Raw genomic sequence first — 7,351 nt, 5'->3', positions numbered from 1 at the left:
GACGGGCGGCACCCGGTCGAGCTCATCGGCGGGGTGCGCTTCCCGGCCATCGGTGAACTCCCCTATCTGCTGACCCTGGCGGGACACGGCTTCTACTGGTTCCGGCTCACCAAGGTCGCATCCCGGATCGGCCGACGCGTCTGAGCCTGCGGCCGAGAGAGGAGGAGGCGTGACCATGCCGAAGACCGCATCCCCGCAACCGAGCACCGCGGGCCTGGCCGGGCCCATGGCCTCGCTCGGGTCGCTGCTGCGCGAATGGCTGCCGCGCCAGCGCTGGTTCGCCGGCAAGGACCGGCCCGTCACCGATCTGCGGCTGCTGTCGATGACCGAGCTGTTCCCGGGCTGTCTGCATCTGCTGGTCCAGGCCGAACACGCGGGCGTCGCCGCCGGCCACGGCGGTGTCCCCGCCCCGGCGGGCACGACCGCGCCGCCGCCCGCCGACTGCTACCAGCTGCTGCTCGGCGTGCGGGAGCAACTGGCCCCGCGCCTGCACCGGGCCTTCATCGGCCGGCCGGAGGAGGGGCCGCTGGCCGGGCTGGCGGTCTACGACGCGCTGTGCGACCCGCGCTCGGCGCAGCTGCTGCTGGAGCGGCTGCGCCACCCCGGCACATCGGGCCCGCTGCGCTTCGAGGTCGATCCGTCCGTGCTGATCCCCGGGGGCCTGGTGCCGCGGCTGCTGGACGCCGAACAGTCCAACTCCTCGATCGTGTACGGCGACGAGTTCATCCTGAAGGTCTTCCGCCGCATCCAGCCGGGCGTCAACCCGGACCTGGAGGTGCCGTGGGCCCTGGCCCGGCTGGGGTGCAGCCGGGTCCCCGCCCCGGTGGCCTGGCTGCGCACCGCCCAGCCGGAGGAGGCCACCCTCGGCGTGCTCCAGCCGTTCCTGCCGGACGCGGCCGACGGCTGGACGCTGGCGCTGCGGGCACTGGCCACCGGCGACGACTTCACCGCGCAGGCGCACCAGCTGGGACAGGCCACGGCGGAGGTGCACCTGGCGCTGGCCGAGGCCTTCCCCACCAGCGGGCACCGGGAGGTCGCCCGGACGGCGACCGCGATGACGGAGCGGCTGGAGGCGGCGGCGCACAGCGTGGCCGCGCTGAGGCCGTACGCGGCGCGGCTGCGGACCGCGTTCGCCGCACTGGTCAGCTGCGACGCCGGACCGCCCGCCCAGCGCATCCACGGCGACCTGCACCTGGGCCAGGTGCTGCGGGCCGGGCGCGAGTGGTTCGTCATCGACTTCGAGGGCGAGCCGTCCCGTCCGCTCGCCGAGCGCCGCCTCCCCGAGTCCCCGGTGCGGGACGTCGCCGGGATGCTGCGCTCCTTCGACTACGCCGCCCGCCAGCGCCGCCCGTGGCGGCCGGAGTGGGCGCGCCGCTGCCGGGAGGCGTACTGCGCCGGCTATGCCTCCCGCGCCGGCTGGGACCCCCGTAAGAAACACGCCCTGCTGCGGGCCTACGAGACGGACCGTGCCGTGTACGAAGTGCTGTACGAGGCCCGGCACCGTCCCGCCTGGCTCGCCGTACCGATGGCGGCGATCGAACGTCTCGCCGTGAGAGGAGGCTGAACCCGTGGCACTGCGCGACACGTCACTTCCCGAGCCGTCCGGCCCCGTCCCGCCCGCTGCGGCACGGACCCGGATCCGGAGCCAGGCGGCCCCGCCCCCAGGGCCTGCCCTGGACCCCGCCGACCGTGAGCGCCTGCTGTCCGGCGCCCATCACGATCCGCACGCGCTGCTCGGCGCGCATCCGGTGCCGGGCGGGATCGCCTTCCGGGCGCTGCGTCCGTTCGCCGACGCGGTGAGTGTGGTGGTCGACGGGGAGCGCGTCCCGCTCGTCTCCGAGGGCGACGGCCTGTTCTCGGCCGTGCTGCCGCTGACCGCGATCCCCGCGTACACGCTGGCGGTCGCCTACGGGCAGGACGAGTACGAAGTCCACGACCCCTACCGCTTCCTGCCCGCCCTCGGCGAGCTCGACCTGCACCTGATCCGGGAGGGCCGGCACGAGCAGTTGTGGAAGGCGCTGGGCGCGGAGCCGATGACCCACCAGGGCGTGTCCGGCACCCGCTTCACGGTGTGGGCGCCCAACGCCCGCGGTGTCCGGGTGGCCGCGGACTTCACCTACTGGGACGGGACCGCGTTCCCGATGCGCTCGCTCGGCGCCGCCGGGGTGTGGGAGCTGTTCCTGCCGGGCGTCGGCGAGGGCACCCGGTACAAGTTCGAGATCACCTCGCAGTACGGCGGCCGGTTCCTCAAGGCCGACCCGATGGCGCGGCGCACGGAGGTGCCGCCGGACACGGCCTCGATCGTGACCGCGTCGCACCATGAGTGGGGCGACGCGGAGTGGATGGCCCACCGCGGGGACACACCGGTGCACGAGGCGCCGTTCTCGGTGTACGAGGTGCACCTGCCGTCCTGGCGGAAGGGCCTGGGCTACCGGGAACTGGCCGAGCAGCTCCCGGCGTACGTGAAGGACCTGGGCTTCACCCATGTGGAGCTGATGCCGGTCGCCGAGCACCCCTTCGGCGGCTCCTGGGGCTACCAGGTCACCTCCTACTACGCCCCGACCTCCCGCCTGGGTTCCCCGGACGACTTCCGGTACTTCGTGGACGCCTGCCACCGGGCCGGCCTCGGCGTGATCATGGACTGGGTGCCGGCGCACTTCCCGAAGGACGACTGGGCGCTGGCCCGCTTCGACGGGGACCCGCTGTACGAGCCGGGGAACGCGCAGCGCGCCGAACACCCCGACTGGGGAACGTACGAGTTCGACTACGCCCGCACCGAGGTGCGCAACTTCCTGGTCGCGAACGCCGTCTACTGGTGCGAGGAGTTCCACATCGACGGGCTGCGCGTGGACGCCGTGGCCTCCATGCTCTACCTGGACTACTCGCGGGACTCCGGCCAGTGGACGCCCAACGCGTACGGCGGCCGGGAGGACCTGGACGCGATGGCGTTCCTCCAGGAGATGAACGCCACCGTCTACCGGCGGGCGCCGGGGGTGGTGACCATCGCCGAGGAGTCCACCGCCTGGGGCGGGGTGACCGCGCCGACCGACTGCGGGGGGCTGGGCTTCGGGCTGAAGTGGAACATGGGCTGGATGCACGACTCGCTGCAGTACATGAGCAAGGAGCCGGTGCACCGCAAGTACCACCACCACGAGATGACCTTCGCGATGGTGTACGCCTACAGCGAGAACTACGTGCTGCCGATCTCCCACGACGAGGTGGTGCACGGCAAGCAGGCGCTGGTGTCGAAGATGCCCGGCGACTGGTGGCAGCGCCGCGCCGACCACCGCGCGTACCTCGGCTTCATGTGGGCCCACCCGGGCAAGCAACTGCTGTTCATGGGGCAGGAGTTCGCGCAGGGCGGTGAGTTCTCCGAGGAGCACGGGCCGGAGTGGTGGCTGCTCGACGACGGCTACTGCGCGGCGGGCGACCACCGCGGGGTGCGGGACCTGGTGCGCGACCTGAACACGCTCTACCGGGCCACGCCGGCCCTCTGGCAGTGCGACACCAGGCCGGAGGGCTTCCGCTGGGTGGCGGTGGACGCCGCCGACGACAACGTCTACGCCTTCCTGCGCCACGACGCCCAGGGCGCCCCACTGCTGGCGGTGTCGAACTTCTCGCCCGTCGTACGCCACGACTACCGCCTGGCCGTGCCCGGTGACGTCACCGCCTGGTGCGAGGCACTCAACACCGACGCCGCGCGCTACGGCGGCAGCGACGTGACCAACCCCGACCCGGTCAAGCCGGAGGACGGGCACGTCCGGCTCACGCTGCCGCCGCTGGCCACCGTCTGGCTGACGCCGTATCCCGCCTGAGCGCCCCCGCGCACCGGGCCGGAACGGACGCGGGAGGCATGCCCGAGGTGTCCGGGGGCCGTCCCTGGGCAGCCGGGTCGTACGACCCGGCTGCCCGGCCGGTGTCGGGGTGCGGAGACGGAAGGGCGGCGATAGGTGCGGACCGTCGGAGTGGAGGAGGAGCTCCTGCTGGTCGCCCCGGACAGCGGCGAACCGAGGGCCCTGTCGGCGGCGGTGCTGGCACACGCGGAGGCGGACGGCGCGGGCCAGGACGTGTTCGAGAAGGAGCTGTACGGCCAGATGCTGGAGTTCGCCACGCATCCGCAGACGGACATGGCGGAACTCGGCGCGGAGATCGTGCGCTGCCGCAAGGAGGCCGCCCGGCACGCCGGCGAGATCGGCTGCGCGGTGGCGGCGCTGGCCACCTCCCCGCTGCCGGTCAGTCCCACCATCAGCATCAACCGCCGCTATCAGTGGCTGGCCGAGCAGTACGCCATCGCCACCCGGGAACAGCTCGTCTGCGGAATGCATGCGCATGTGGCCGTGGAGTCGGACGAGGAGGGCGTCGCGGTCGTGGACCGGATCCGGCCGTGGCTGCCGGTGCTGCTGGCGATCAGCGCCAACTCACCTTTCTGGCAGGGCGAGGACACCCGCTACGACAGCTACCGCAGCCGGGTGTGGGACCGCTGGCCCTCGGCCGGGCCGACCGAGCTGTTCGGGTCGGCCGAGCGCTACCACCGGCGGGTGGCGGACATGGTGGCCACCGGCGTCATCCTCGACGAGAAGATGGCCTACTTCGACGCGCGGCTGTCCGAGCGGTATCCGACGGTGGAGATCCGGGTGGCGGACGTGTGTCTGCACGCCGACACCGCCCAGCTCGTCGCATCCCTCGCCCGCGCTCTGGTGGAGACCGCCGCCCGCGAGTGGCGGGCGGGCCGCGAGCCGGTGGACCACAGCGTGAGCCTGCTGCGGCTGGCCGCGTGGCAGTCGGCCCGCGCGGGGCTGGCGCGGGAGCTGCTGCATCCGCTGACCATGCGGCGGCTGCCGGCGGGGGCGGTGGTGCGGGCGCTGCTGGACCACGTCGGCGACGCGCTCGCCGCCAGCGGCGACCTGGACCGGGCCCGCGAGGCCACCCGGCGGTTGCTGCGGCGCGGCAACGGCGCCCGGGTCCAGCGTGAGGTGATGGAGCGGACCGGGAACCTGCGGGACGTCGTCGCCGCGTGCGTGCGCCACACCCAGGCCTGAGTCAGAAGATCAGGCCCAGGGCGTAGGCCAGGAAGCCGAAGGCCAGCACCAGCACGAGGACGATGATGGCGGCGAGCGGGGCCTTGGCCCACCCCCTGGAGGTGCTGTCCGGCTGACGGGGCCCCGCCTCGGGCATGCTGCTCTCCGCGGGCGGGGTCTCGCCCGGCGGGACCCCACCCCCGGGTTCCAGGCCGGGGGTCCGTTCGGGATCGGGATCTGGATTGACGTAACTCATGCCCGACGGGTTTCCCGGAACAGGCCCGGATCACAAAACAGCCACATCGCCGTTACGGGTGCCCGGCCGCGCTGACCTGGGCTAGATTCGACGCGCGCCGACAACGGCACTCACTTGCGGAGTCACCCTCCGTACACACCAGGAGCAGCGCATGCGCGACTTCGCCCTCGCTCCGTCCGCCGTCTCCACGCTGACCGGCGGGCTCGCCGACAGCGTCTTCGAGACCGCCGAGATGCGTCCCCTCCTTCCGGTGCTCGCGCGCCGGGCCTCCGCCGGCTCCGCCGAGTGGCAGGAGGTGACCGCCGTGGAGCTGCGGGACCAGGTGTCCGATCTGGCCCGCGGACTGGTCGCCTCCGGGATCGCGCCGGGCCACCGGGTGGCGGTCATGGCGCGCACCCGGTACGAGTGGACGGTCCTCGCCTACGCGCTGTGGGCGGTCGGGGCGGAGGTCGTCCCCATCTATCCGACCTCCTCGCGGGACCAGGTCGAGTGGATCCTGCGGGACGCCGGATGCGTGGCCGTCGTCGTCGAGGACGAGCAGGGTGTGATGACGGTCGGCTCCGTGTGCGCGTCACTGCCCCTGCTGCGGCATGTGTGGCAGCTGGACGCCGGGGCGCTGGAGCAGCTGGTGGCGCGGGGCGCGCCGGTGCCCCCGACCACGGTCGACTCGCTGCGCCGGATCGTGCTGCCGGACGCCACCGCCGCGATCGCCTACACCTCCGGCTCCTCCGGCCGCCCCCTGGGCTGCGCGCTGAGCCACCGGGCGCTGGCGAGCCCCTGCGACACCCTGCTGGCGGGCTGGGGGCACACCGCCGCCCCTCCGGGCGAGCAGGCCTCCGTCCTCGCGTTCCTGCCGTTCTCCCATGTGTACGGTCTGATGGTCCAGGGCATGTGCGTCCGCGGCGGGATCCTGCTGGGCCACGAGCCGGACCTGGGCGGGACGGCGCTGGCGGCGGCGCTGCGCTCCTTCCGGCCGACGTACTTCTACGCCGTGCCGTCCGTCTTCGAGAAGCTGTACAAGAACTTCCTGCGCACCGCGCAGCAGACGGGCCGGGGCGCGCTGTTCGAACGGGCGGCCCGGACGGCGCGCGACTTCGCGGCGGCGCTGGAGCGGCAGCGGCTCGGCCGGGGCCCGGGCCCCGGGTTCGACCTGCGGCTGCAACACGCCCTGTACGAGCGGACGGTGTACCGGCGGCTGCGGGCCGCGCTCGGCGGCAGGGTCCGGCGCGCGACCTCCGGAGGCTCTCCGCTCAGCCGGGAGCTCTCGCTGTTCTACGAGGGCATCGGCGTCTACGTGCACGACGGGTACGGGCTCACGGAGACGGCGGGCGGCGTCACCATGCAGCCGCTGGGCCGGGAGAAGTCGGGCACCGTCGGCCAGGCCCTGCCGGGCACCGAGATCCAGGTGGCCGACGACGGGGAGATCCTGGTCCGGGGGCCGTCGGTGTTCCAGGGGTACGTGGGCGACGAGGCCGCCACCCGGGCCGCGCTGCGCTGCGGCTGGCTGGCCACCGGCGACATCGGGCACCTGGACTCCGAGGGCTATCTGACGATCACCGGGCGCAAGAAGGACGTCATCATCACCAGCGGCGGCAAGAGCGTGGCCCCGGCCCCGTTGGAGCAGCGCCTGAGAATGCATCCGCTGGTCCACCAGGCGGTCGTCGTGGGCGACAACCGGCCGTGCGTGGGGGCGCTGATCACCCTGGACCCGGAGTTCCTGGCGCACTGGCGGGCGGCGCTCGCGTTGCAGGGCGACGCTCCGGGCCGCGAGGCACGCGAGGAGAACGCGCTGCGCGAGGAGGTCGGCCGGGCGGTGGCGGCCGCCAACAGCGCCGTGTCCCGTTCGGAGTCCATCCGGGTCTTCCGGGTGCTCCCGGAGTCCTTCGACGTGGCCGGCGGACTGCTCACGCCGTCGATGAAGCTGCGCAGGGACGCCATCGTGGAGCGCTACGCCTTCGAGATCGACGCCATGTACCAGGCCCGTTCCCCCGGCCGGCGCCGTCCCCCGGCCGAGGATCCGACGGCCGAGTGGGAGGACTCCGACAACGTCTTCCGCTGAGACGGGCCCGACGGCAGG

General features: G+C 73.4%; 6 protein-coding genes. 5 read left to right on the top strand and 1 reads right to left on the bottom strand.

Annotated elements, in window-relative coordinates:
• From R2S09_RS29070 to R2S09_RS29055, 4 genes are all read left to right on the top strand, one after another.
• On the top strand, window positions 1-144 hold a 144-nt coding region (locus tag R2S09_RS29070; protein ID WP_316744238.1), incomplete at its 5' end, for an alpha-glucosidase C-terminal domain-containing protein.
• 31 nt (window positions 145-175) lie between these two features.
• Window positions 176-1,564, top strand: a complete 1,389-nt coding sequence (locus tag R2S09_RS29065) for a maltokinase N-terminal cap-like domain-containing protein (RefSeq protein ID WP_306187493.1) — start codon at window positions 176-178, stop codon at window positions 1,562-1,564.
• Window positions 1,565-1,568: 4 nt separating this feature from the next.
• A complete protein-coding gene (gene glgB / locus R2S09_RS29060) occupies window positions 1,569-3,815 on the top strand; it encodes a 1,4-alpha-glucan branching enzyme (RefSeq protein ID WP_306187495.1) in 2,247 nt (748 codons plus the stop codon).
• A 135-nt stretch (window positions 3,816-3,950) separates the two neighbouring features.
• A complete protein-coding gene (locus R2S09_RS29055; RefSeq protein ID WP_306187497.1) occupies window positions 3,951-5,039 on the top strand; it encodes a glutamate--cysteine ligase in 1,089 nt (362 codons plus the stop codon).
• Window position 5,040: 1 nt separating this feature from the next.
• Here R2S09_RS29055 and R2S09_RS29050 read toward each other — a convergent pair whose 3' ends face one another.
• Window positions 5,041-5,274 (bottom strand): DUF6480 family protein, encoded by a 234-nt coding sequence (locus tag R2S09_RS29050; RefSeq protein WP_306187499.1) that lies wholly within the window; start codon window positions 5,272-5,274, stop codon window positions 5,041-5,043.
• 151 nt (window positions 5,275-5,425) lie between these two features.
• Between R2S09_RS29050 and R2S09_RS29045 the strand changes: the two genes are divergently transcribed.
• Window positions 5,426-7,333 (top strand): AMP-dependent synthetase/ligase, encoded by a 1,908-nt coding sequence (locus R2S09_RS29045; RefSeq protein WP_316744229.1) that lies wholly within the window; start codon window positions 5,426-5,428, stop codon window positions 7,331-7,333.
• The last annotated feature ends 18 nt before the right edge of the window (window positions 7,334-7,351 follow it).

Source organism: Streptomyces sp. MK7 (genome assembly GCF_032658145.1).
Classification (GTDB): Bacteria; Actinomycetota; Actinomycetes; order Streptomycetales; family Streptomycetaceae; genus Streptomyces; species Streptomyces spiralis.
Note: the sequence above shows the minus strand (reverse complement) of the source record. Positions and strands in the feature narration are given on the sequence as shown.

Coding starts and splice junctions, on each gene's coding strand:
- R2S09_RS29050 (WP_306187499.1), bottom strand. CDS start 5,274: ATGAGTTACGTCAATCCAGATCCCGATCCCGAACGGACCCCCGGCCTG.
- R2S09_RS29065 (WP_306187493.1), top strand. CDS start 176: ATGCCGAAGACCGCATCCCCGCAACCGAGCACCGCGGGCCTGGCCGGG.
- R2S09_RS29045 (WP_316744229.1), top strand. CDS start 5,426: ATGCGCGACTTCGCCCTCGCTCCGTCCGCCGTCTCCACGCTGACCGGC.